The organism is Streptococcus sp. 517s, assembly GCF_054445985.1.
This window is the reverse complement of record NZ_CM136847.1, coordinates 1468818-1492395: the sequence shown is the minus strand read 5'-3', so window position 1 is coordinate 1492395 and position 23578 is coordinate 1468818. Positions and strand designations below refer to the sequence as shown.

Below are 23578 nucleotides of genomic sequence, written 5' to 3'. Positions count from 1 at the left end.
TACAATAACATCACTCTATTATATCATAAATTTACAAAGAAAGGGTTAAAAATGACAACAGCCTTGATTTTAGGCTATTCTGCCTTCGACCTTGGTCTCTTTAATGACAAGGATATTCGTGTTGGTATTATCAAAACAGCTATTCGGAGAGACCTGGAGCGTCTAGCAGAGGAAGGGGTGACCTGGCTTGTCTTTACAGGGACCTTGGGCTTTGAGCACTGGGCGCTGGAAGTGGCACAGGATATGAAAGCAGACTATGGCTTTCAGTTGGCGACCATTTTTGATTTTGAAACTCATGGCAGTAATTGGAATGAAGCCAATCAAGTGAAATTGAGCGAATTCAAGCAAGTTGATTTTGTCAAATATGCCTATCCACAATATGAACACAAGGGGCAACTACGTGATTATCAGAAATTTTTACTGGAGAACACAGATATTTGCTATCTTTTTTATGATGAGGAAAACAAAACTAAGTTACAATATTTTTACCAAATGATGAAAAATCAAGCGGACTATGTTACAAGGCAATTAACATTTGATGAGTTAAATGAACTAGCAGAAAATTTTTCTGAAAAGTAACCCTTTGACCTTGATTTTTACTTGTCTTTTTTTATATAATGATACTAGTAACTCAGAATGGAGAGAGACATGGCAAGTATTATATTTTCAGCGAAAGATATTTTTGAACAAGAATTTGGACGTGAAGTACGTGGATACAGCAAAGCAGAGGTAGATGAATTCCTAGATGATGTGATTAAGGATTATGAAACCTACGCGGCTTTGGTTAAATCCCTTCGCCAAGAAATTGCTGATTTGAAGGAGGAGTTGTCTCGTAAACCACAGGCGGCTCCAACTCAACCAGACTCTATTGAAGTAACAGCTTCTACTTCAATGACAAATTTTGATATTTTGAAACGCTTAAATCGTCTCGAAAAAGAAGTATTTGGTAAGCAAATCTTAGACAACCAAGATTGATATTGAGTAAGGGATGAGTGCAATTTTTGGATAATCGCGTGAAGAGAATTTCTTTTCATGAGGAAAGTCCATGCTAGCACAGGCTGTGATGCCTGTAGTGTTTGTGCTAGGCGAATCCATAAGCCTAGGGACGAGAAATCGTTACGGCAGTCGAAATGGCTAAGTCTTCGGATAGGTCAGAATAGGCTTGAAAGTGCCACAGTGACGGAGTCTTTCTGGAAACAGAGAGAGTGGAACGCGGTAAACCCCTCAAGCTAGCAACCCAAATTTTGGTCGGGGCATGGAGTGCACGGAAACGAACGTAGTACTCTGACTGCTAGCAGATTCATGCTGTTAGCGGTAGACAGATGATTATCGAAGGAAGTGGTCCTAGTCACTTCTGGAACAAAACATGGCTTATAGAAAATTGCATATAGGTTGGGGCTGAGAAATCTTTCTCAACCTCATTTTTTAAAGTGAACAAGAGAAAGGTCTTGCAAGACTAGAAATGAAAGAACAATTTAATTTAATCGCAACTGCTGCGGCGGGTCTTGAGGCTGTCGTTGGACGTGAGGTGCGAGACCTGGGTTATGATTGCCAGGTTGAAAATGGGCGTGTCCGCTTCCAAGGAGATGTGAAGGCAATCATTGAGACTAATCTTTGGCTTCGTGCAGCGGATCGCATCAAGATTGTAGTCGGAAGTTTTCCAGCTAAGACCTTTGAAGAGCTTTTTCAAGGTGTTTTTGCTCTAGATTGGGAAAACTATCTCCCGCTTGGGGCGCGTTTCCCGATTTCCAAGGCCAAGTGTGTTAAGTCTAAACTTCATAACGAGCCCAGTGTTCAGGCTATTTCTAAGAAAGCTGTTGTGAAGAAATTACAAAAATACTATGCCCGCCCAGAAGGAGTTCCTTTGATGGAAACTGGTCCTGAGTTTAAGATTGAGGTATCTATTCTGAAAGATGTGGCAACTGTCATGATTGACACGACAGGTTCTAGCCTCTTTAAACGTGGATATCGTACGGAAAAGGGTGGAGCTCCTATCAAGGAAAACATGGCAGCGGCCATTTTGCAACTTTCCAACTGGTATCCAGATAAGCTCTTGATTGATCCGACCTGTGGTTCAGGAACTTTCTGTATTGAGGCGGCTATGATTGCTAGAAAGATGGCGCCGGGTCTTCGCCGTTCCTTTGCTTTTGAGGAATGGAACTGGGTCAGCGATCGATTAATCCAAGAGGTCCGTACTGATGCTGCTAAGAAAATCAATCGTGAGATAGAGCTGGATATCATGGGCTGTGATATTGATGCTCGTATGGTAGAAATTGCCAAGGCAAATGCCCAAGCAGCAGGTGTTGCAGGAGATATCACCTTTAAGCAAATGCGGGTACAAGATTTGCGCTCAGACAAGATCAATGGCGTTATCATTTCCAATCCACCATATGGAGAGCGCTTGTCCGATGATGCAGGAGTTACGAAACTTTATGCTGAGATGGGACAGGTCTTTGCACCACTGAAAACCTGGAGTAAGTTTATCCTGACGAGTGACGAAGCTTTTGAAAGTAAGTACGGAAGTCCAGCAGATAAAAAACGAAAACTCTATAACGGGACCTTAAAAGTGGATTTGTATCAATACTTTGGTCAGCGTGTGAAACGCCAAGAGGTAAAATAGAAAGGTAAACTCATGAGCAAGAAAAGACATGATCGTCATAAAAAAGAACAGCAAGAGCCACAATTCGACTTTGACGAAGCAAAAGATTTGACTGTTGGTCAAGCAATTCGTAAGAATGAAGAGGTTGAGGCTGGAGTATTGCCTGAAGACAATATCTTGGATAAATATATCAAACAGCACCGCGAAGAGATCGAGGCGGATAAGTTTGAAACTCGTCAGTTTGAAAAAGAAGAGTTGGCTTCTACTCAAAACTTAGAGGAATTGATCCAAGAAGTTCGTGAAACAAGTGAACTTTCTGGAGAGGTAGAAGGTTCAGATGTGGTTTCCGAGGAATCTATTGAAGAGATAGACAATGAAGAAACTACTCAGTTTGTTCCTCCACTTCAAGATGAAGAAAGTGCTGAAATAGAGCCTCTCGTTTTAACAGAAACAGCATCCAAGGAAATGAATGAGGAAAATGAGGAACAAGAAGAAACCTATACTTCCCTATCACGATCAGTACAGACGGAACCTGAAACAGGCTCTAAAAAGAAACGTGTGATTACCATCGTTTCTGTGGTAGCTGCGATTCTTGTTCTTGCTGGGACGTATTATGTCTACCGTCAGGTATCTCGTTCAAACCAAGAAATTCAGTCTTCTCAATCATCTTCAGGAAATCAAGAATCGCAAACCGACTTGCAAGAGTTCAATACGCTTTATGATTCCTTCTATACAGATGCCAATAAGACTGCTTTAAAAAATAGCCAGTTCGATAAGTTGAGCCAGCTAAAAAACTTGCTAGATAAGTTAGAAGGTAGCCGTGATTATACACTAGCTAAGTCAAAATACGATAGCCTAGCAACTCAAATCAAGGCCATTCAAGATATCAATGCCCTCTTTGAAAGTCCAGCTATTACTGATGGTGTCTTGGATACCAATGCTAAAGCCAAGGCGGATGCTAAGTTCACGGAAGTTAAAACGGGAAATACAGAGCTTGATAAACTGTTAGCTCAGGCAATTAGCCTTGGTAAGAGCCAACAAACCAGTGCTTCCAGCTCAAGTTCCAGCTCAAGTCAAGCAAGTTCAAGTTCCGCTACAGAAAACAATGCAAGCAGTACGACACCTTCAACCAGCACTACGGCACCAGCTAGAGACACAAATGGTGGTTTGTCTAGCGATGGTGTCAATCTTCAAAGAAGTGCTAGTCGTGTACCCTACAACCAATCAGCTGTAGACGATAGCAATAACCCTGCCTGGAATTTTGCTGATGGTGTTTTGGAACAAATCCTAGCAACATCACGCGCTCGTGGTTATATCACTGGTAATCAATATATCCTAGAACGGGTCAATATCGTAAACGGAAATGGTTATTACAACCTCTACAAACCAGATGGAACCTATCTTTTCACTCTTAACTGTAAGACTGGATACTTTGTCGGTAATGGAGCTGGTCACGCAGATGATTTGGATTACTAGGAGTCCGTTACAAAATTCTTTCCTTTCATAGGTAAAAATGATAAAATAAAACATATTAAACAAGAGGAGTGTCACATGACAAAAGCTAACTTTGGTGTCGTAGGTATGGCCGTAATGGGTCGTAACCTTGCCCTAAATATCGAATCTCGTGGCTATACAGTTGCCATTTACAACCGTAGTAAAGAAAAAACAGAAGATGTAATTGCTTGCCATCCTGAAAAGAAATTTGTTCCAAGCTACGATGTGGAGTCTTTCGTTCAATCTATCGAAAAACCTCGCCGTATCATGCTCATGGTTCAAGCTGGACCTGGTACAGATGCAACTATCCAAGCTCTTCTTCCTCACCTTGACAAGGGCGATATCTTGATTGACGGAGGAAACACTTTCTACAAAGATACCATCCGTCGTAATGAAGAATTGGCAAACTCAGGCATCAACTTTATCGGTACTGGGGTTTCTGGTGGTGAAAAAGGTGCCCTTGAAGGTCCTTCTATCATGCCTGGTGGACAAAAAGAAGCCTACGAATTGGTTGCTGATGTTCTTGAAGAAATCTCAGCTAAAGCACCAGAAGATGGCAAACCATGTGTGACTTACATCGGTCCTGATGGAGCTGGTCACTATGTGAAAATGGTTCACAACGGTATCGAGTATGGGGATATGCAATTGATCGCAGAAAGCTATGACTTGATGCAACACTTGCTAGGCCTTTCTGCAGAAGACATGGCTGAAATCTTTACTGAGTGGAACAAGGGTGAATTGGACAGCTACTTGATCGAAATCACAGCTGATATCTTGAGCCGTAAAGACGATGAAGGTCAGGATGGACCAATCGTAGACTACATCCTTGATGCTGCAGGTAATAAGGGGACTGGTAAATGGACTAGCCAATCATCACTTGACCTTGGTGTGCCATTGTCACTCATCACTGAGTCAGTATTTGCACGTTACATCTCTACATACAAAGAAGAGCGTGTACATGCTAGCAAGGTGCTTCCAAAACCAGCTGCCTTCAAATTTGAAGGTGACAAGGCTGAGTTGATCGAAAAGATTCGTCAAGCTCTTTACTTCTCAAAAATCATTTCTTACGCACAAGGTTTTGCTCAATTGCGTGTGGCTTCTAAAGAAAATAACTGGAACTTGCCATTTGCGGATATCGCATCTATCTGGCGTGATGGCTGTATCATCCGTTCACGTTTCTTGCAAAAAATTACAGATGCCTACAACCGTGATGCAGACCTTGCCAACCTTCTCTTGGATGAATACTTCTTGGATGTCACTGCTAAGTACCAACAAGCAGTGCGTGATATCGTAACTCTTGCGGTTCAAGCTGGTGTACCAGTACCAACCTTCTCAGCAGCTATTACTTACTTTGATAGCTATCGTTCAGCAGACCTTCCAGCTAACTTGATCCAAGCGCAACGTGACTACTTTGGTGCCCACACTTACCAACGTAAAGACAAAGAAGGAACTTTCCACTACTCTTGGTATGACGAAAAATAAGTAGGTCTGCCATGGGGAAACGGATTTTATTACTTGAGAAAGAACGAAATCTCGCTCATTTTCTCAGTCTGGAACTCCAAAAAGAGCAATACCGAGTCGACTTTGTTGAGGAGGGGCAAAAAGCCCTCTCCATGGCTCTCCAGACGGACTATGACTTGATTTTACTGAATGCTCGTCTGGGGGATATGACTGCCCAGGATTTTGCAGATAAGCTGAGTCGGACAAAACCAGCCTCAGTGATCATGGTCTTGGACCATCGCGAAGAATTGCAAGACCAGATTGAGACAATCCAGCGCTTCGCCGTTTCTTACATCTATAAGCCAGTGATTATTGATCAGCTGGTGGCTCGTATTTCAGCGATTTTCCGAGGTCGGGACTTTATCGACCAACACTGTAGTCAAATGAAGGTCCCAACGTCTTACCGCAATTTGCGTATGGATGTAGAACATCATACCGTTTATCGTGGCGAGGAGATGATTGCTCTGACGCGCCGCGAGTATGACCTTCTGGCTACTCTCATGGGAAGCAAGAAAGTCTTGACTCGTGAGCAGTTACTGGAAAGTGTTTGGAAGTACGAAAGTGCGACAGAGACCAATATCGTGGATGTTTATATCCGTTATCTACGTAGCAAGCTTGATGTAAAAGGTCAAAAAAGCTACATTAAAACCGTGCGTGGTGTTGGTTACACCATGCAAGAATAGAAAAGCAGTTGCAGTTATGTAACTGCTTTTTTTGAGAAGTTTCTATATATTGACATACAGTCAGGTCTTTGCTACAATCAGTTATGGAGGAAAGATCTAATGAAAAAATTTAAAATAATGATGCAAGTTGGACTAGCCATCTTTCTCTTTGCTTTGCTAGCGACAAGCACCGTATTGGCGGATACCACAGGTGGACAATTTGTTGATAAGGACAATAGAAAATATTATATAAAAGATGACCATAAAGCAATCTATTGGCATAAGATTGACGGGAAAATGTACTATTTTGGTGATAGAGGAGAAATGGTTATCGGTTGGCAATACGTAGAAATTTCAGGAACAGGCTATCGAGATAATTTATTTGATAATCATGGAGTAAAAGAAATTGGACTCCAACAAAGATGGTATTACTTTGGTTCAGATGGCGCTTTGCTAGAACAGACAGAGAAACAGGTCTTAGAGGCAAAATCGTCTGAAAATACAGGAAAAGTATATGGTGAACAGTACAATCCTTCTGCTGAGAAGAGAGCCTATTACTTCGATGAAGATTACGCCTTGAAGACAGGTTGGATTTATGAAGATGGTCAATGGTATTATTTAAATAAGCTAGGAAATTCTGGCGATGATTCTTACTATCCACTACCAATTGGTGAAATTGCTAAGGGTTGGACTCAAGATTTTCATGTTATTTTTGGTATTGACAGAAGCAAACCTGCTCCATGGTACTACCTAGACCCAGAAACTGGCATTATGCAAACGGGTTGGAAACAACTTGGCAATAAGTGGTACTATCTCCGTTCATCAGGAGCCATGGCAACTGGTTGGTATCAGGAAGGCTCCACTTGGTATTATTTAGACGAGCCAAATGGCGATATGAAAACGGGCTGGCAATACCTTGGGAACAAGTGGTACTACCTCCGTTCATCAGGAGCTATGGCAACTGGTTGGTATCAGGAAGGTTCGACGTGGTATTATCTAAACGCAAGTAATGGTGACATGAAGACAGGCTGGTTCCAGCTCAATGGCAAATGGTACTATGCTTACAGCTCAGGTGCTTTGGCAGTGAATACGACCGTAGATGGTTATTCTGTCAACTATAATGGCGAATGGATCCAATAATGAAAGGGGCGATTGTGAAGGAAACAATCGCTTTTTTTGTGAAAATATAATAAAATAGATAGGAGGAAATACTACTGTATGAAAAGCAAGACGGTCTTTCCGTCTGGTTAAAGGAAAACATGATAAAAAAAGTTGGTGTCGGTCAGGCACATAGTAAGATTATTTTAATAGGAGAGCACGCTGTTGTATACGGCTATCCTGCCATTTCCCTGCCTCTCTTAGAGGTAGAGGTGACATGTAAGGTAGTTCCTGCTGAAAGTCCTTGGCGCCTCTATGAGGAGGACACCTTGTCCATGGCTGTGTATGCTTCGTTAGAATATTTAGAGATTAAAGATGCTTGCATTCGCTGTGTGATTGACTCGGCTATCCCTGAAAAACGGGGAATGGGTTCGTCAGCAGCTATCAGCATAGCAGCCATTCGAGCTGTTTTTGACTACTATCAAGCCGACCTGCCTCATGGTGTGCTAGAAATCTTGGTCAATCGAGCTGAGATGATTGCCCATATGAATCCAAGCGGGTTGGATGCCAAGACCTGTCTCAGTGACCAACCTATTCGCTTTATCAAGAACGTTGGATTTACAGAGCTAGAGATGGATCTATCCGCCCATTTGGTGATTGCAGATACAGGTGTGTATGGCCATACACGCGAAGCCATCCAAGTGGTTCAAAGCAAGGGGAAGGATGCTCTGCCGTTTTTGCATGCCTTGGGAGAATTGACCCAGCAGGCAGAAGAGGTGATCAGACAAAAAGATGCTGAAAAACTGGGACAAATCCTCAGTCAAGCGCATTTACATTTAAAAGAAATTGGTGTCAGTAGTCCTGAAGCAGACTCTCTGGTTGAAACGGCTCTTAACCATGGCGCTCTGGGTGCTAAGATGAGCGGTGGTGGGCTTGGAGGCTGTATCATAGCCTTGGCAACCAATTTGACTCAAGCTCAAGAACTAGCAGAAAGATTAGAAGAGAAAGGAGCTGTTCAGACATGGATCGAAAGCCTGTAACAGTACGTTCCTACGCAAATATTGCCATTATCAAATACTGGGGAAAGAAAAAAGAAAAAGAGATGGTTCCTGCTACTAGCAGCATCTCTCTGACTTTGGAAAACATGTATACAGAGACAACCTTGTCGCCTCTACCGACGGATGCGACTGCTGATGCCTTTTATATCAATGGTCAGCTACAAAATGAGGCGGAGCATACTAAGATGAGCAAAATCATTGACCGTTACCGTCCGGCTGGGGAAGGTTTTGTCCGTATTGATACCCAAAACAATATGCCGACTGCGGCTGGCTTGTCATCCAGTTCTAGTGGTTTGTCCGCCTTGGTCAAGGCTTGCAATGCTTATTTCCAGCTTGGATTGGATAGAAGTCAGTTGGCGCAGGAGGCTAAGTTTGCCTCAGGTTCTTCCTCTCGCAGTTTTTATGGACCACTAGGGGCCTGGGATAAGGATAGTGGAGAGATTTACCCTGTTGATACAGACCTGAAACTAGCTATGATCATGTTAGTGCTGGAGGACAAGAAAAAACCAATCTCTAGCCGTGATGGGATGAAACTCTGTGTGGAAACCTCGACGACCTTTGATGACTGGGTACGCCAGTCTGAGAAGGATTATCAGGATATGCTGGTTTATCTCAAAGAGAATAACTTTGCCAAGGTTGGGGAATTAACAGAGAAAAATGCCCTTGCTATGCACGCTACGACCAAAACAGCATCACCAGCCTTTTCTTATCTGACGGATGCGACTTATGAAGCGATGGACTTTGTCCGCCAACTTCGCGAGCAAGGGGAAGCCTGCTACTTTACCATGGATGCTGGTCCCAATGTCAAGGTTCTCTGTCAGGAGAAAGACTTGGAGCATTTGTCAGAAATCTTCGGTCGACATTATCGCTTGATTGTGTCAAAAACAAAGGATTTGAGTCAAGATGATTGCTGTTAAAACTTGCGGAAAACTCTATTGGGCAGGTGAATATGCTATTTTAGAGCCAGGGCAGTTAGCCTTGATAAAGGCCATTCCCATCTATATGAAGGCTGAGATTGCTTTTTCTGAGAACTATCGTATCTACTCAGACATGTTTGATTTCGCAGTGGACTTGATGCCAAATCCTGATTACAGCTTGATTCAGGAAACGATTGCTTTAGTGGAAGATTTTCTCACTTATCGAGGTCAGGATTTAAAGCCTTTTTCTCTAGAAATCAGTGGAAAAATGGAACGGGAAGGCAAAAAGTTTGGTCTGGGTTCTAGTGGTAGCGTCGTTGTTTTGGTGATCAAGGCCCTGCTGGCTCTATATGATATTACGGTTGATTCGGAACTCTTGTTCAAGCTGGCAAGCGCGGTCTTGCTCAAGCGAGGCGACAATGGTTCCATGGGAGACCTTGCCTGTATCGTAGCAGAGGATTTGGTTCTCTACCAGTCATTTGATCGAAAGAAGGTGGCTGCTTGGTTGGAAGAAGAAAGCTTGGCGACAGTTTTGGAGCGTGGCTGGGGCTTTTCTATCTCACAAGTAAAACCAGGTCTAGAATGTGATTTCCTAGTGGGATGGACCAAGCAAGTGGCTGTATCGAGTCAAATGGTTCAGCAAATCAAGCGAAACATCAATCAGAATTTTTTAAGTTCCTCAAAAGCAACGGTGGCTGCTTTGGTAGAAGCCTTGGAGCAGGGGAATGCAGAAAAAATCATCGAACAGCTGGAAACAGCCAGTCAACTTTTAGAAGGTTTGAGCCCAGATATTTACACACCTTCGCTGAGACAGTTGAAAGAAGCCAGTAAAGATTTACAGGCTGTTGCCAAGAGTAGTGGCGCTGGTGGTGGTGACTGTGGCATTGCCTTGAGTTTTGATGTGCAATCAACTGAAACCTTAAAAAACCGTTGGGCCAATCTGGGGATTGAGCTCTTATACCAAGAAAGGATAGGACATGACGACAAATCGTAAGGACGAGCATATCCGCTATGCCCTTGAGCAGAAAAGTTCCTATAATAGCTTTGATGAGGTGGAGTTGATTCATTCTTCCCTGCCTCTTTACGATCTGGATGAGATTGATCTGTCGACAGAATTTGCTGGTCGAAAGTGGGATTTTCCTTTTTATATCAATGCCATGACAGGTGGGAGCGAAAAAGGTAAAGAAATCAATCAAAAGTTGTCTCAGGTGGCAGAAGCCTGTGGGATTTTGTTTGTGACGGGATCTTATAGCGCAGCCCTCAAAGATCCAACAGATGCCTCTTTTTCTGTCAAATCTAGCCATCCAAAGCTCCTCCTTGGAACCAATATTGGATTGGACAAGCCTGTTGAGTTAGGACTTCAGACTGTAGAAGTGATGAATCCTCTCCTCCTGCAAGTGCATGTCAATGTCATGCAGGAATTACTCATGCCCGAGGGAGAAAGAAAGTTTCGAAGCTGGCAATCGCATCTGGCAGACTATAGCAAGCGGATCCCTGTTCCTATTATTCTCAAGGAAGTGGGTTTTGGGATGGATGTAAATACCATAAAAAGAGCCTATGAACTGGGTGTTCGAACGGTTGACCTGTCAGGTCGTGGTGGCACCAGCTTTGCCTATATCGAAAACCGTCGCAGTGGTCAGCGTGATTACCTCAATCAATGGGGTCAGTCCACCATGCAGGCCCTCCTCAATGCTCAAGAATGGAAAGACAAGGTCGAACTTTTGGTTAGCGGAGGGGTTCGAAATCCTCTTGATATGATTAAGTGCCTGGTCTTTGGTGCCAAGGCTGTGGGATTGTCTCGAACCGTTCTAGAGTTGATTGAAACTTACTCCGTCGAAGAGGTGATTGGTATTGTCCAAATCTGGAAAGAAGACCTGCGTTTGATCATGTGTGCCCTTAATTGTGCCACCATAGCGGATCTGCAAAACGTAGACTATATTCTTTACGGTAAACTAAAAGAAGCAAAAGATCAGATGTAGAGAGGTCGGGACAAGAATCCCGCCCTTTTTTATATCTCTTTGTCAACTGTAGTAGGCTGAAAGAGCCTGGCTTCTAAGAGCGATTTCTGTCCTATCTCCTTTTTCCATCCTCAGACCGAGGTGACTTTTTTGAATTATGATAAAATAGAAAAGAGAGGATGCATCTATGAAAAAATTTCAAATCTTTTTATTTATTGAAGCCTGTCTGTTGACGGGAGCTCTGATTTTGATGGTATCAGAGCATTTTTCGCGTTTTCTGCTGATTTTATTCCTCTTTCTTCTCCTGATACGCTATTATGCAGGCAAAGAGGGCAATAACTTTCTTCTCCTTGTGGCCACCATTCTTTTCTTTTTTATCGTCATGCTCAATCCCTTTGTGATTTTAGCCATCTTTGTGGCAGTTATATATAGCCTCTTTCTTCTCTATCCGATGATGAATCAAGAAAGAGAGGAGACCGATCTGGTCTTTGAAGAGGTGGTGACGGTTAAAAATGAAAAGAATCGCTGGTTTGGCAATCTCCATCATTTCTCTAGTCACCAGACCTGCCAGTTTGATGATATCAACCTCTTTCGCCTCATGGGTAAGGACACCATTCATCTAGAGAGAGTCATCCTAACCAATCATGACAATGTCATCATCCTCAGAAAGATGGTGGGAACGACTAGAATTATCGTGCCAGTAGATGTGGAAATCAGTCTCAGTGTCAACTGCCTCTATGGAGATCTAACTTTCCTCCATCAACCCAAGCGAGCCCTCCGCAATGAACACTATCATCAGGAAACCAGAGACTATCTCAAGAGTAACAAGAGTGTCAAGATTTTCTTGACAAGTATGGTTGGTGATGTGGAGGTGGTCAGAGGATGAAAAAGCAATCGTATCTATTAATCGGGCTGACTTCTTTCCTCTTTATCCTCTTTTTGACCAATAGTCTACTTGATATTTTTGAGCTAGACTGGTCCTATTTGCTACAGGATATCGAGAAAACAGAGAAACTCATCTTCTTGATCTTTGTCTTTAGTCTTTCCATGACCTTCTTTTTTGTCCTCTTTTGGCGCGTGATGGCAGAAATTTCTCGCAGAAAAATGCAGGTCAATCTCAAGCGACTGCTAGCAGGAAAAGAGGTAGTTTCCTTTGCAGATCCAGATTTGGATGCCAGTTTTAAGTCCTTGTCTGGCAAGCTCAACCTCTTGACAGAAGCTGTTCAAAAGGCTGAAAATCAAAGCCTGGTCAAGGAAGAAGAAATCATCGAGAAAGAACGGAAGCGGATTGCACGTGACTTGCACGATACGGTTAGTCAGGAGTTGTTTGCGGCCCATATGATTTTATCAGGTGTCAGTCAGCAGGCTTTGAAGCTGGATAGAGAAAAGATGCAGACCCAGTTGCAAAGTGTCGCAGCCATTCTCGAAACAGCCCAGAAAGATTTGCGGGTCTTGCTCCTACATTTGCGACCTGTTGAGTTGGAAGAGAAGAGTTTGATTGAGGGGATTCAAATCCTCTTAAAAGAGCTTGAGGACAAGAGTGATCTCAAGGTTAGTCTCAAGCAAAACGTGTCTAAATTGCCTAAGAAGATTGAAGAACATATCTTCCGTATTCTTCAGGAGTTGATCAGCAATACCCTTCGCCATGCCCAGGCATCTTGCCTAGATGTCTACCTCTATCAGACTGATTTTGAATTGCAACTAAAAGTGGTGGACAATGGGATTGGTTTCCAGTTGGGGAGCTTAGACGACTTGAGTTATGGACTTCGAAATATCAAGGAGCGGGTTGAAGATATGGCAGGAACAGTTCAACTATTGACAGCTCCGAAGCAAGGACTGGCGGTTGATATCCGTATTCCGCTACTCGACAAGGAATCATAAAGGAGTAAAGATGAAAATTTTACTGGTAGATGACCATGAAATGGTCCGATTGGGCTTGAAAAGCTACTTTGACCTCCAAGACGATGTAGAAGTCGTGGGCGAGGCGGCCAATGGTATCCAAGGGATTTCCTTAGCCTTGGAATTGCGTCCAGATGTCATTGTCATGGATATTGTCATGCCTGAGATGAATGGGATTGATGCCACCTTGGCCATCCTCAAAGAATGGCCTGAAGCCAAGATCTTGATTGTGACGTCTTACCTAGACAATGAAAAAATCATGCCGGTCTTGAATGCCGGTGCTAGGGGTTATATGCTCAAGACTTCTAGTGCAGACGAACTGCTTCATGCCGTCCGTAAGGTAGCTGCTGGAGAACTTGCCATTGAGCAAGAGGTCAGCAAGAAGGTCGAATACCACCGCAATCATATGGAACTTCATGAGGACCTGACTGCGCGTGAGCGAGATGTGCTCCAACTCATCGCCAAGGGCTACGAAAATCAGCGCATCGCAGATGAACTCTTTATCTCTCTCAAGACGGTCAAGACCCATGTGTCCAACATCCTAGCCAAACTTGAGGTCAGCGATCGCACTCAGGCAGCGGTCTATGCCTTTCAGCACCACTTGGTCGGGCAGGAGGACTTTTAGATGAGTCTTGCAGATTTACTTGAGGAGCTAGAAGTGGCAAAAGATCTAGAAAAAGCAGGCCCCATGGAAGCCTACATGAGGAATCAATTCCCATTTCTAGGCATTGTGGCACCTGAAAGAAATGCGCTCTATAAAAAATACTTTCCAAGTGCGAAAAAAACAAAGGTTATCGATTGGGCTTTTGTAGAGACTTGCTGGGAAAAGGAGCCTAGAGAATACCAGTATGTGGCCGCCAACTATTTGAAAGCCATGCAGTCTTATCTAACGAAGGAGGATTTGCCTAAGCTTGAGCGCCTGGTCGTGACCAAGTCTTGGTGGGACACGGTAGATATCCTAGATCGAGTAGTAGGGAGTTTGGTAGCCAACCATCAGGAACTTGAAGATGTGCTTTTAAAATGGAGCCTATCAGATAATATCTGGCTGAGACGAGTCGCTATTGACCACCAGTTGTTAAGAAAAGAGAAAACGAATGTCCAACTGATGGAAAAGGTCCTACTAAACAATCTGGACCAGACAGAATTTTTCATCAACAAAGCCATCGGCTGGGCTCTAAGAGACTACTCTAAAACCAATCCCGAATGGGTAGCACGTTTTATTGAAAAAAATAAGAAAAGAATGGCTGAATTTAGTATCAAGGAAGCGAGCAAGTACCTCTAGCACTATTGAAAAGCGCATTCATTACTTGAAAAAAGTCGCTATTATATGGTATAATGGACTGTATTAAAAATTTTAAGGAGAAATGACAGAATGTCTGTATCATTTGAAAACAAAGAAACAAACCGTGGTGTCTTGACTTTCACAATCTCTCAAGACCAAATCAAACCAGAATTGGACCGTGTATTTAACTCAGTAAAGAAAACTCTTAACGTTCCTGGTTTCCGTAAAGGTCACCTTCCACGCCCTATCTTCGACCAAAAATTTGGTGAAGAAGCTCTTTATCAAGATGCAATGAACGCACTTTTGCCAAATGCTTATGAAGCTGCAGTAAAAGAAGCTGGTCTTGAAGTCGTTGCACAACCAAAAATCGATGTGACTTCAATGGAAAAAGGTCAAGACTGGGTTATCACAGCTGAAGTCGTGACAAAACCTGAAGTAAAATTGGGTGACTACAAAAACCTTGAAGTATCAGTGGATGTAGAAAAAGAAGTGACAGACGCTGACGTTGAAGAACGTATCGAACGCGAACGCAACAACTTGGCTGAATTGGTTATCAAAGAAGGCGCTGCTGAAAATGGCGACACTGTTGTGATTGACTTTGTTGGTTCTATTGACGGTGTTGAATTTGACGGTGGAAAAGGTGAAAACTTCTCACTTGGACTTGGATCAGGTCAATTTATCCCTGGTTTTGAAGACCAATTGGTTGGACACTCAGCTGGCGAAACTGTTGACGTTGTCGTAACATTCCCAGAAGACTACCAAGCAGAAGACCTTGCAGGTAAAGAAGCTAAATTCGTGACAACTATTCACGAAGTAAAAGCAAAAGAAGTTCCAGCTCTTGACGATGAACTTGCAAAAGACATCGACGAAGAAGTGGAAACACTTGACGAATTGAAAGAAAAATACCGCAAAGAATTGACTGCTGCGAAAGAAGAAGCATACAAAGATGCCGTTGAAGGTGCAGCAATTGATAAAGCTGTAGAAAACGCTGAAATCGTAGAACTTCCAGAAGAAATGATCCACGAGGAAGTTCACCGTTCAGTAAATGAATTCCTTGGAAACTTGCAACGTCAAGGTATCAATCCTGACATGTACTTCCAAATCACAGGAACTACTCAAGAAGACCTTCACAAACAATACGAAGCAGAAGCTGAGTCACGTACGAAGACTAACCTTGTTATCGAAGCAGTTGCGAAGGCTGAAGGATTTGACGCTACTGAAGAAGAAATCCAAAAAGAAATCGAACAATTGGCAGCAACTTACAACATGGAAGTGGCACAAGTACAAAACTTGCTTTCAGCTGATATGTTGAAACACGATATCGCAATCAAAAAAGCTGTTGAATTGATCACAAGTACAGCAACAGTAAAATAATCTTAAAAGAGAAAAAGCCCACCTAACTAGGTGGGTTTTCTGATGCACTATTTTCCAAAAATCTCTTTGAGGTCTGCATCTGTAATCCCGATCATAGCAGGAATACTAGCCCAGTTTTCCTCGGTGAGGATGTAGGATTGTTCAGAGTCACTTGATGTGGCAGTTTCAGAGAAGGCTTGTTTACTTTCTTCAATGTCATTTTCAATTAAATCACTGAAGCGTTCAATCAAATAGGTCTTGCGAGCAGTCCCGATGTGCTTGACTGCATAGTCGAAAGCCTGTAATTCACCAAGAAGGATGAGCTTGCTCTTGGCCCGTGTAATAGCTGTATAGATGAGATTCCGCTCCAGCATGCGCTTGCTAGCACTGGTGATGGGCAGGATGACAACAGGAAACTCACTTCCCTGAGACTTATGAATACTCATGGCATAGGCTAGTCGAATTTTGTACCATTCGTTACGTGGGTAGATGACCTCATTGCCATCAAAATCAATGACAATCTCGTCTTGTTTGGACTCGGTGTATTTTCCAGGAATTAGGTCTGTGATGTAGCCTAGGTCTCCGTTAAAGACATTGACTTCGGCATCGTTGACTAGGTGAATAACCTTGTCCCCTGTTCGATAGTGACACTGAGTTGCTTCAAAGCTAATTTGGCCCTTTTGTGGTGGATTGAGCAAGTCTTGCATGAGCTGGTTGATGGCGTCAATACCAGCAGTTCCTCGATACATAGGCGCCAATACCTGAATATCACGAGCCGGAATGCCACTTCTGAGGGCAGCACCAAGAATTTTCTCAATCGTAGCTGGGATGTGGCCGCTAGCGATTTCAAAGTAGGAACGGTCAGCTTTTTTCTGAGTAAAGTCAGCTGGCAAGATTCCCTGTCGAATCTGACTAGCCAAGGTGACGATAGTTGATTCTTCGCTCTGACGGTAAATTCGTTCTAAGCGAGTCTGCGGAATCAGGGATATCTGGAGCAGGTCAGCAAGGACTTGTCCGGGACTAACAGAAGGTAGCTGGTTGCTATCACCTACGATGAGAATTTTACTGTTAGAAGATATGTTGGAGAAAAGTTGGTTGGCTAGCCAAGTGTCCACCATAGAAAACTCATCCACGATGATAAAGTCGGCATCCAGATAATCTTCTAGATGACTGGTATCATCGTCTCCCGTCATCCCCAAATGACGATGTATGGTCGCGCTAGGCAAACCTGTCAATTCATTCATGCGCCGAGCTGCTCGACCAGTTGGTGCAGCGAGAAGGATCGGTAGGTTGCTTTTTTTCCTGAGGTCAAGTCCTTCTAAGAGGGCATAAACAGCGATAATCCCATTGATAACAGTCGTCTTACCAGTACCAGGTCCACCTGTTAGAATAAAGACCTTGTTCTGGATAGCATCACAGATTGCCTGTTTTTGAATGTCATCGTATTGGATAGCTAATTCTTGCTCAACAGTAGCGATATGCTTGTGAATGGTTTCTAAATCCTGACTTTGTTTCTTTCCTTTTTCGAGGATACGAACCAAATGACTGCGAATACCTTCTTCTGCGAAAAAGAGGCTGTTATCAAAGATTTTGGTATCCACCTGTTGGATTTTATCTTCTTCAATCAAATGAGATAATTCATGAGCTACTTGGCTGGGATCGAGTTCCACGGGACGGGAAGACTCGAGGAGAGTCAGGGTTTGTTCCAGCAAATCTCGGGCTTCCATATAGGTATCGCCCGTATCCATACAGCCTTGAAAAAGACTGTGGACAAGGCCAGCACGGAAGCGTTCAGGAGCCTGGCTTTCGATACCTAGTTCGGCAGCTAATTGGTCTGCAATGGTAAAACCCAAGCCCTTGATATCTTCAACCAGTTGGTAGGGATAGTTTTCGACAATATCTAGCGTTTCTTCCTTGTAAAAGTCTTGAATCTGAAAGGCCAGTTTATTGGGAATTCCGTAGTTGGCAAGTTTAGCCAAGACCATTTCTGTCCCATAGTTGAGACGGAGGGTGGAAACAAAAGCCTCACGGTTTTTGGCAGAGAGTCCTGAGATGCCTTCTAGCTTTTCAGGATGTTCTAGAATTTCGTCAATGGTATTGTCACCATAGCTATCAACGATTTTTTGGGCCGTTTTGAGACCAATCCCCTTGAAATGGCTACTGGAAAAGTATTTGACTAGCCCATTCTTAGTTGGTTTTGCCCGCTCATAGCGGCTGATCTGAAGCTGTTCCCCATACTTGGAGTGCTGAACGATTTGTCCCCAAAAAGTATAGTCTTCCCCTTCAATCACATCAGCCATGGTTCCTGTAACGATGATTTCAAAATCGTCAAAGTCCTCCGCATTGGTATCTTCGATATCTAGGAGGAGGATGCGATAAAAATTACTAACATTTTCAAAAATAATGCGTTCAATGGTGCCTGAAAAATAAACTTCCATAGGTTTCCTTTACATGAGTTCGTGAGAATTGGTCCCTTAGCTTCTTTCAACAAGCTAGGAGACTAAAAGTTCCTTCTTCTCGCAATAGAAAAAGAGACTGAGACTTAGCATTCTCGGCCTCTTCCTTATCTTAAAAAGTTCCGATACGGTTAAGTGGCCAGAAACGGAATTTTGCTTCGCCTTTGATATCGCTGGCCTTGAAGGTACCAACATGGCGGCTGTCGCTAGAGACTAGACGATCGTCGCCAAGGAGAAGGTACTCACCTTGAGGGACAGTAAAGCTGAAGCTGGTGTTGGAATTGACATCGACCGTAAAGGCTTGTGCTTTTTGAGCAAGTTCTCTAAAGTAGACTCCCTTATTGCCTTCAAATCCTTTTCCAGTATAGGTATTTTGCAACTTTTCTGTTTTGAACAAGTTGAGGTATTCAGCTAGGTAGGGTTCATTCGTTTCTTCACCGTTGATAAAGAGTTTATCATTTTCGTAGCGGATGGTATCTCCAGGCATGCCGATGACCCTTTTGACAATGTCTTTATTTCCGTCTTCCTCATGCGCAACCACGATATCGAAGCGGTCAATTGGGAGGTGTTTAACAACGAAGAGAACCTCTCCGTCGGCTAGGGTAGGGTCCATCGAGTGTCCTTCCACACGGACATTGCTCCAAAGGAAGATACGGCTAAGGCCGACCAGCGCGATAATCAGGAAGAAAACTCCCCATTCTTTTAGAAATGTTTTAAACGAATTCATAACTCACCTTTCTAGAAGTGCTTTGGCTTTTTCAGTGTTTTTAAAATGTAGTTTGGCACAGAAATAAAGTCCTTTCATGCCATAGGCCTGAAGGATTTTGCTAGCAATCTTATCAGATGCAGTTCCAGCGCCACTTGGCAGTTGATAGCCTAGTTCTCGTCCAAGATTTTCCAAGTTTTCGAGGAAGAGATCCCGCGCGATGATAGAGCTAACTGCAACAGCCAGGTATTTGCCCTCAGCTTTTTCTTCCAAAGTGATCTTGTTTGGAAAATGATTGGCTTCTTGCGTCAAGTACTTGTCATAGTTTTTAGCGCTTGTAAAAGCATCAATCACGATTTTTTCTGGCTGGACTCCTTTTTGAAGCAGGAGAAAAATAGCCTGGTTGTGAAGGGCAACCTTTACAGAAACAGCATTGTAGCGCTCTCCGATAACTTCGTTGTACTTGCTCGGTGAAAGGAGGAGCGCTTGGTGCTGGACCTTTTCTTTAAGGATAGGGGCAATCTGACGAATCTTTTGGTCTGTCAGAGTCTTGGAATCCCCCACACCGAGTTTTCGCAAGAAGTCATGCTGATCCGGTGTCACGAAGGAAGCCACGACAGCCAGCCCACCAAAGTAGGAACCATTTCCCACCTCATCAGTCCCAATCATAGGAAAATCTTGTCCACTGTTTTCCTCTACAACTTGATAGCCAAAGAAACTGGCGTAGTGCTCAGCAGCTTCGCCCTGCAGGAGGACTTTTCCAGAAGTATAGATGGAAACTGTTGCCTGAGGAAAGCGCAAAAAATAGCGAATATAAGGATTTTTACTAGGACTGAGAGCCTTCTGATGCTGACTTAAAAAGCTCTGAATTTCCTGTTCACTTGGTGTGAGTGTGATACTTGCCATAGTCTCTATTGTACCACAAAAGCAGGAGAATTGGTAAAAACTGACAAAGTTAGCGAAATTTGGTATAATATCGTGAGGTGAATTTTATGGCAAATCTAAATCGATATAAGTTTACATTCGGGAAAAAGACATTAACCTTGACAACCGAGCATGACAACCTCTTCATGGAGGAAATTGCCAAGGTTGCGACTGAAAAATACCAAGCAATTAAAGAACAAATGCCTGGGGCGGATGATGAAACCATTGCGCTTCTTTTGGCGGTCAACTGTCTGTCTACACAACTCAACCGTGAGATTGAATTTGATGACAAGGAGCAAGAGTTGTTAGAACTCCGCCATAAGTTGATTGCTGTCAAACAAGAACAGAGCAAGATTGAGGATTCCCTATGATTTCAATCCTACTCTTATTGGTTCTGGCTTGGGGCTTTTACATCGGCTACCGTAGAGGTTTGGTCCTGCAAGTTTATTATTTCCTCGTGGCAGTGATTTCAGCCTTTGTTGCGGGACAGTTTTATAAATCACTGGGCGACCACTTCCACTTGCTTGTCCCTTATGCCAATCCTCAGGAAGGACAGGGCACCTTTTTCTTCCCTTCAGACCAGCTGTTTCAGCTAGACAAGGTCTTTTATGCGGGTCTAGCCTACCTTCTAGTTTTCGGAATTTGTTATAGTTTCGGACGTTTTATCGGTTTGTTCCTGCACTTGATTCCAACTAAAAAGCTCGACGTCAAATGGTTGCGTATCGGATCAGGCCTTTTATCTCTATTGGTAACCTTATTTGTCTTGCAAATGGCTCTGACCATCCTTGCAACGGTGCCTCTGGCAGTCATTCAAAATTCACTCGAAAAAAGTACAGTAGCCAAACACATCATCCAAAGTGTCCCTTTTACGACAAACCTTATTAAACAACTCTGGGTGACAAATTTAATCGGATAAAAAGGGCGGGATTTTTCCTAGCCCTTTGTTTACAGATTGGACGACTAGGTCAAAACCTCTAGTTGCTATAATCTTGTAAACCAGCATACAAGGAAAAAATATGAATACAAAAATACTAGAAACCTTAGAATTTAATAAAATCAAAGCCTTGTTTGAACCTCATCTCCTGACAGAACAAGGACTAGAGGAGTTAAAAGGCTTGGCTCCAACTGCCAAGGCGGATAAGATCAAACAAGCCTTTACAGAGATGGAGGAAATGCAAGCCCTATTTGTGGAGCAACCTCACTTTACCATCCTAGCGACGCGCGAGATTTCAGCTGTCTGCAAGCGTCTGGAGATGGGAGCAGACCTCAATATTGAGGAGTTTCTACTCCTCAAACGTGTCCTGCTGGCTAGCAGAGAGTTGCAAGGTTTTTATGCCAATCTTGAAAATGTACGCTTGGAGCAGTTGGCGAGATGGTTTGAAAAACTACATGATTTCCCACACTTGCAAGGGAGTCTTCAAGCCCTAAATGATGCAGGATTTATCGAAAATTTCGCCAGTGAAGAGCTAGCACGCATCCGTCGGAAAATCCATGATAGCGAGAGTCAGGTACGCGATGTTTTACAGGACCTGCTCAAGCAAAAAGCGCAGATGTTGACGGAAGGAATTGTTGCTAGCAGAAATGGTCGTCAGGTTTTACCAGTCAAAAACACCTACCGCAATAAGATTGCAGGTGTCGTTCATGATATTTCTGCTAGTGGAAACACCGTCTATATCGAACCACGTGAGGTAGTCAAACTGAGTGAAGAAATTGCTAGTCTGCGAGCAGATGAGCGCTATGAAATGCTTCGCATTCTCCAAGAAATTTCTGAGCGTGTCCGCCCTCATGCGGCTGAGATTGCTAATGACGCTTGGATTATCGGTCATTTGGACTTGATTCGTGCCAAGGTCCGCTTTATCCAAGAAAGGCAAGCAGTTGTGCCTCAGCTGTCAGAAAATCAGGAAATTCAACTGCTCCATGTCTGCCATCCTCTGGTCAAAAATGCCGTCGCAAATGATGTCCATTTTGGCCAAGATTTGACAGCTATTGTCATCACAGGTCCCAATACAGGTGGGAAGACCATCATGCTTAAAACTCTGGGTTTGACACAGGTTATGGCCCAGTCTGGTTTGCCGATTTTAGCAGACAAGGGAAGTCGTGTTGGTATCTTTGAAGAAATCTTTGCTGATATTGGAGATGAGCAGTCTATTGAGCAGAGCTTGTCTACCTTCTCTAGCCACATGACCAATATTGTGGATATTCTTGGTAAGGTCAACCAACATTCACTCTTACTCTTGGATGAGTTGGGGGCTGGTACAGATCCCCAAGAGGGAGCCGCCCTTGCCATGGCTATTCTGGAGGACCTTCGCCTACGTCAAGTCAAGACCATGGCGACCACCCACTATCCAGAACTCAAGGCCTATGGTATCGAGACAGCCTTTGTGCAAAATGCCAGCATGGAGTTTGATACTGCGACTCTTCGCCCGACCTATCGCTTTATGCAGGGTGTTCCTGGCCGAAGCAATGCTTTTGAAATTGCTAAACGTTTAGGTCTATCTGAAGTTATCGTAGGGGATGCCAGCCAGCAGGTCGATCAGGACAATGATGTCAACCGGATTATTGAGCAACTGGAAGAGCAGACGCTAGAGAGTCGCAAACGCTTGGATAATATCCGTGAGGTGGAGCAAGAAAATCTCAAGATGAACCGTGCTCTCAAAAAACTTTACAACGAGCTCAATCGTGAAAAGGAAACCGAGCTTAACAAGGCGCGTGAACAGGCTGCTGAGATTGTGGACGTGGCCCTAAGTGAGAGTGACCAGATTCTTAAAAATCTCCACAGTAAATCTCAACTCAAGCCCCACGAAATCATTGAAGCCAAGGCCAAGCTGAAAAAATTAGCTCCTGAAAAAGTGGATTTGTCTAAAAACAAGGTACTTCAAAAGGCCAAGAAAAAACGAGCTCCAAAGGTGGGAGATGATATCGTGGTGCTCAGTTATGGCCAGCGTGGTACCTTGACCAGTCAACTCAAAGATGGCCGCTGGGAAGTCCAAGTTGGCTTGATTAAGATGACCTTGGAAGAAAAAGAATTTGACCTTGTTCAAGCCCAGCAAGAAAAGCAAGTCAAGAAGAAACAAGTCAATGTTGTGAAACGGACGTCTGGTCGTGGTCCGCAAGCCAGACTGGACCTTCGAGGTAAACGCTATGAAGAAGCTATTAATGAGCTAGATGCCTTTATCGACCAAGCCTTGCTTAATAATATGGCTCAAGTGGATATCATCCATGGTATCGGAACAGGTGTCATCCGTGAAGGTGTCACCAAATACCTACAAAGAAACAAACACGTCAAGAGTTTCGGCTATGCCCCACAAAATGCTGGAGGCAGTGGCGCGACCATTGTGACTTTTAAAGGGTAGAGAAAAAAAGGATTCTGCCTTTCTGCAAAAAGAAATGAAAACTAAAAATTTTCATAGAAAACATTGACAAAGGCTAACTTTTCTTGTAGAATAATAAAAAATAAAATACCAACACCGAATGAAGTTTAATAGAAATGGAGAAAGGTTTGTTTTCCATGACTGTAAATGGACGGAACTCTGGAGAGACCGTAAAGGCACCGAAGGGGCAAGGCAGGCAACTGCTCAAACTCTCAGGTAAAAGGACAGAGCTAAGATAGACCGCTTTTTAGCATTTATCTAGGCATTCCAGAGTACATGTATCTTGCATGTGCTCTTTCTT

The 23578-nt window shown here is 43.4% G+C and carries 22 protein-coding genes, 1 other RNA gene and 1 riboswitch; of the genes, 20 read left to right on the top strand and 3 right to left on the bottom strand.

Annotation, left to right across the window (positions count from 1 at the left end; genetic code table 11):
• Positions 1-51: 51 nt before the first annotated feature.
• From ACVX3R_RS07590 to tig, 17 genes are all read left to right on the top strand, one after another.
• Complete coding sequence (locus ACVX3R_RS07590) at positions 52-579, top strand: SLOG family protein (protein ID WP_458794762.1); 528 nt, start codon at positions 52-54, stop codon at positions 577-579.
• 69 nt (positions 580-648) lie between these two features.
• The gene (gene gpsB, locus ACVX3R_RS07585; RefSeq protein ID WP_000146527.1) at positions 649-975 is read left to right on the top strand and encodes a cell division regulator GpsB; all 327 of its coding nucleotides are present in this window, start codon (positions 649-651) and stop codon (positions 973-975) included.
• Positions 976-997: 22 nt separating this feature from the next.
• Positions 998-1379: RNase P RNA component class B (gene rnpB / locus ACVX3R_RS07580), an RNA gene on the top strand.
• Between the two features lie 83 nt (positions 1380-1462).
• Positions 1463-2620, top strand: a complete 1158-nt coding sequence (locus ACVX3R_RS07575; RefSeq protein WP_458794761.1) for a THUMP domain-containing class I SAM-dependent RNA methyltransferase — start codon at positions 1463-1465, stop codon at positions 2618-2620.
• Between the two features lie 12 nt (positions 2621-2632).
• A complete protein-coding gene (gene mapZ / locus ACVX3R_RS07570; RefSeq protein WP_458794760.1) occupies positions 2633-4075 on the top strand; it encodes a cell division site-positioning protein MapZ in 1443 nt (480 codons plus the stop codon).
• Positions 4076-4150: 75 nt separating this feature from the next.
• A complete protein-coding gene (gndA, locus tag ACVX3R_RS07565) occupies positions 4151-5575 on the top strand; it encodes an NADP-dependent phosphogluconate dehydrogenase (protein ID WP_458794759.1) in 1425 nt (474 codons plus the stop codon).
• 11 nt (positions 5576-5586) lie between these two features.
• Positions 5587-6276 (top strand): response regulator transcription factor, encoded by a 690-nt coding sequence (locus ACVX3R_RS07560; RefSeq protein WP_458794758.1) that lies wholly within the window; start codon positions 5587-5589, stop codon positions 6274-6276.
• 99 nt (positions 6277-6375) lie between these two features.
• Positions 6376-7395, top strand: coding sequence for a choline-binding protein CbpC (gene cbpC / locus ACVX3R_RS07555; RefSeq protein ID WP_458794757.1), 1020 nt, complete (start codon positions 6376-6378; stop codon positions 7393-7395).
• A 119-nt stretch (positions 7396-7514) separates the two neighbouring features.
• The gene (mvk, locus tag ACVX3R_RS07550) at positions 7515-8393 is read left to right on the top strand and encodes a mevalonate kinase (RefSeq protein ID WP_458794756.1); all 879 of its coding nucleotides are present in this window, start codon (positions 7515-7517) and stop codon (positions 8391-8393) included.
• On the top strand, positions 8375-9328 hold the full coding sequence (mvaD, locus tag ACVX3R_RS07545) for a diphosphomevalonate decarboxylase (RefSeq protein WP_458794755.1): 954 nt from the start codon (positions 8375-8377) through the stop codon (positions 9326-9328). Before mvk ends, mvaD begins: the two co-directional genes overlap by 19 nt.
• On the top strand, positions 9315-10322 hold the full coding sequence (locus ACVX3R_RS07540; protein ID WP_458794754.1) for a phosphomevalonate kinase: 1008 nt from the start codon (positions 9315-9317) through the stop codon (positions 10320-10322). The genes mvaD and ACVX3R_RS07540 overlap by 14 nt, the downstream gene beginning before the upstream one ends.
• Positions 10306-11307 (top strand): type 2 isopentenyl-diphosphate Delta-isomerase, encoded by a 1002-nt coding sequence (gene fni / locus ACVX3R_RS07535; RefSeq protein WP_458794753.1) that lies wholly within the window; start codon positions 10306-10308, stop codon positions 11305-11307. Before ACVX3R_RS07540 ends, fni begins: the two co-directional genes overlap by 17 nt.
• A 166-nt stretch (positions 11308-11473) precedes the next feature.
• Positions 11474-12172, top strand: coding sequence for a cell wall-active antibiotics response protein LiaF (gene liaF / locus ACVX3R_RS07530; RefSeq protein WP_455324714.1), 699 nt, complete (start codon positions 11474-11476; stop codon positions 12170-12172).
• Complete coding sequence (locus ACVX3R_RS07525; RefSeq protein WP_458794752.1) at positions 12169-13167, top strand: envelope stress sensor histidine kinase LiaS; 999 nt, start codon at positions 12169-12171, stop codon at positions 13165-13167. The genes liaF and ACVX3R_RS07525 overlap by 4 nt, the downstream gene beginning before the upstream one ends.
• Before the next feature lie 10 nt (positions 13168-13177).
• A complete protein-coding gene (locus ACVX3R_RS07520; RefSeq protein ID WP_458794751.1) occupies positions 13178-13810 on the top strand; it encodes a response regulator in 633 nt (210 codons plus the stop codon).
• Positions 13811-14467, top strand: a complete 657-nt coding sequence (locus ACVX3R_RS07515) for a DNA alkylation repair protein (RefSeq protein WP_458794750.1) — start codon at positions 13811-13813, stop codon at positions 14465-14467.
• 90 nt (positions 14468-14557) lie between these two features.
• Positions 14558-15841: a trigger factor gene (tig, locus tag ACVX3R_RS07510; protein ID WP_458794749.1), complete on the top strand. Its 1284-nt coding sequence runs from the start codon at positions 14558-14560 to the stop codon at positions 15839-15841.
• Between the two features lie 47 nt (positions 15842-15888).
• Here the strand turns inward: tig and recD2 are convergent, their stop codons facing one another.
• The 3 genes from recD2 to rnhC form a co-directional block, all read right to left on the bottom strand.
• Positions 15889-18258 carry an SF1B family DNA helicase RecD2 gene (gene recD2 / locus ACVX3R_RS07505; RefSeq protein WP_458794748.1) on the bottom strand — a complete coding sequence of 790 codons (2370 nt, stop codon included), beginning with the start codon at positions 18256-18258 and terminating at the stop codon, positions 15889-15891.
• Positions 18259-18388: 130 nt separating this feature from the next.
• Positions 18389-19003: a signal peptidase I gene (gene lepB / locus ACVX3R_RS07500; protein ID WP_001083992.1), complete on the bottom strand. Its 615-nt coding sequence runs from the start codon at positions 19001-19003 to the stop codon at positions 18389-18391.
• Positions 19004-19006: 3 nt separating this feature from the next.
• Positions 19007-19888 (bottom strand): ribonuclease HIII, encoded by an 882-nt coding sequence (gene rnhC, locus ACVX3R_RS07495; protein ID WP_458794747.1) that lies wholly within the window; start codon positions 19886-19888, stop codon positions 19007-19009.
• Positions 19889-19974: 86 nt separating this feature from the next.
• On the opposite strand from rnhC, the gene zapA reads away from it, so the two are divergent.
• The 3 genes from zapA (at position 19975) to ACVX3R_RS07480 (ending at position 23259) form a co-directional block, all read left to right on the top strand.
• Positions 19975-20277 (top strand): cell division protein ZapA, encoded by a 303-nt coding sequence (zapA, locus tag ACVX3R_RS07490; RefSeq protein ID WP_000002028.1) that lies wholly within the window; start codon positions 19975-19977, stop codon positions 20275-20277.
• A complete protein-coding gene (locus tag ACVX3R_RS07485; protein WP_458794746.1) occupies positions 20274-20822 on the top strand; it encodes a CvpA family protein in 549 nt (182 codons plus the stop codon). Before zapA ends, ACVX3R_RS07485 begins: the two co-directional genes overlap by 4 nt.
• A gap of 100 nt (positions 20823-20922) precedes the next feature.
• Positions 20923-23259 (top strand): endonuclease MutS2, encoded by a 2337-nt coding sequence (locus ACVX3R_RS07480; RefSeq protein ID WP_458794745.1) that lies wholly within the window; start codon positions 20923-20925, stop codon positions 23257-23259.
• 167 nt (positions 23260-23426) lie between these two features.
• Positions 23427-23515, top strand: a riboswitch (glycine riboswitch).
• Positions 23516-23578: the final 63 nt, after the last annotated feature.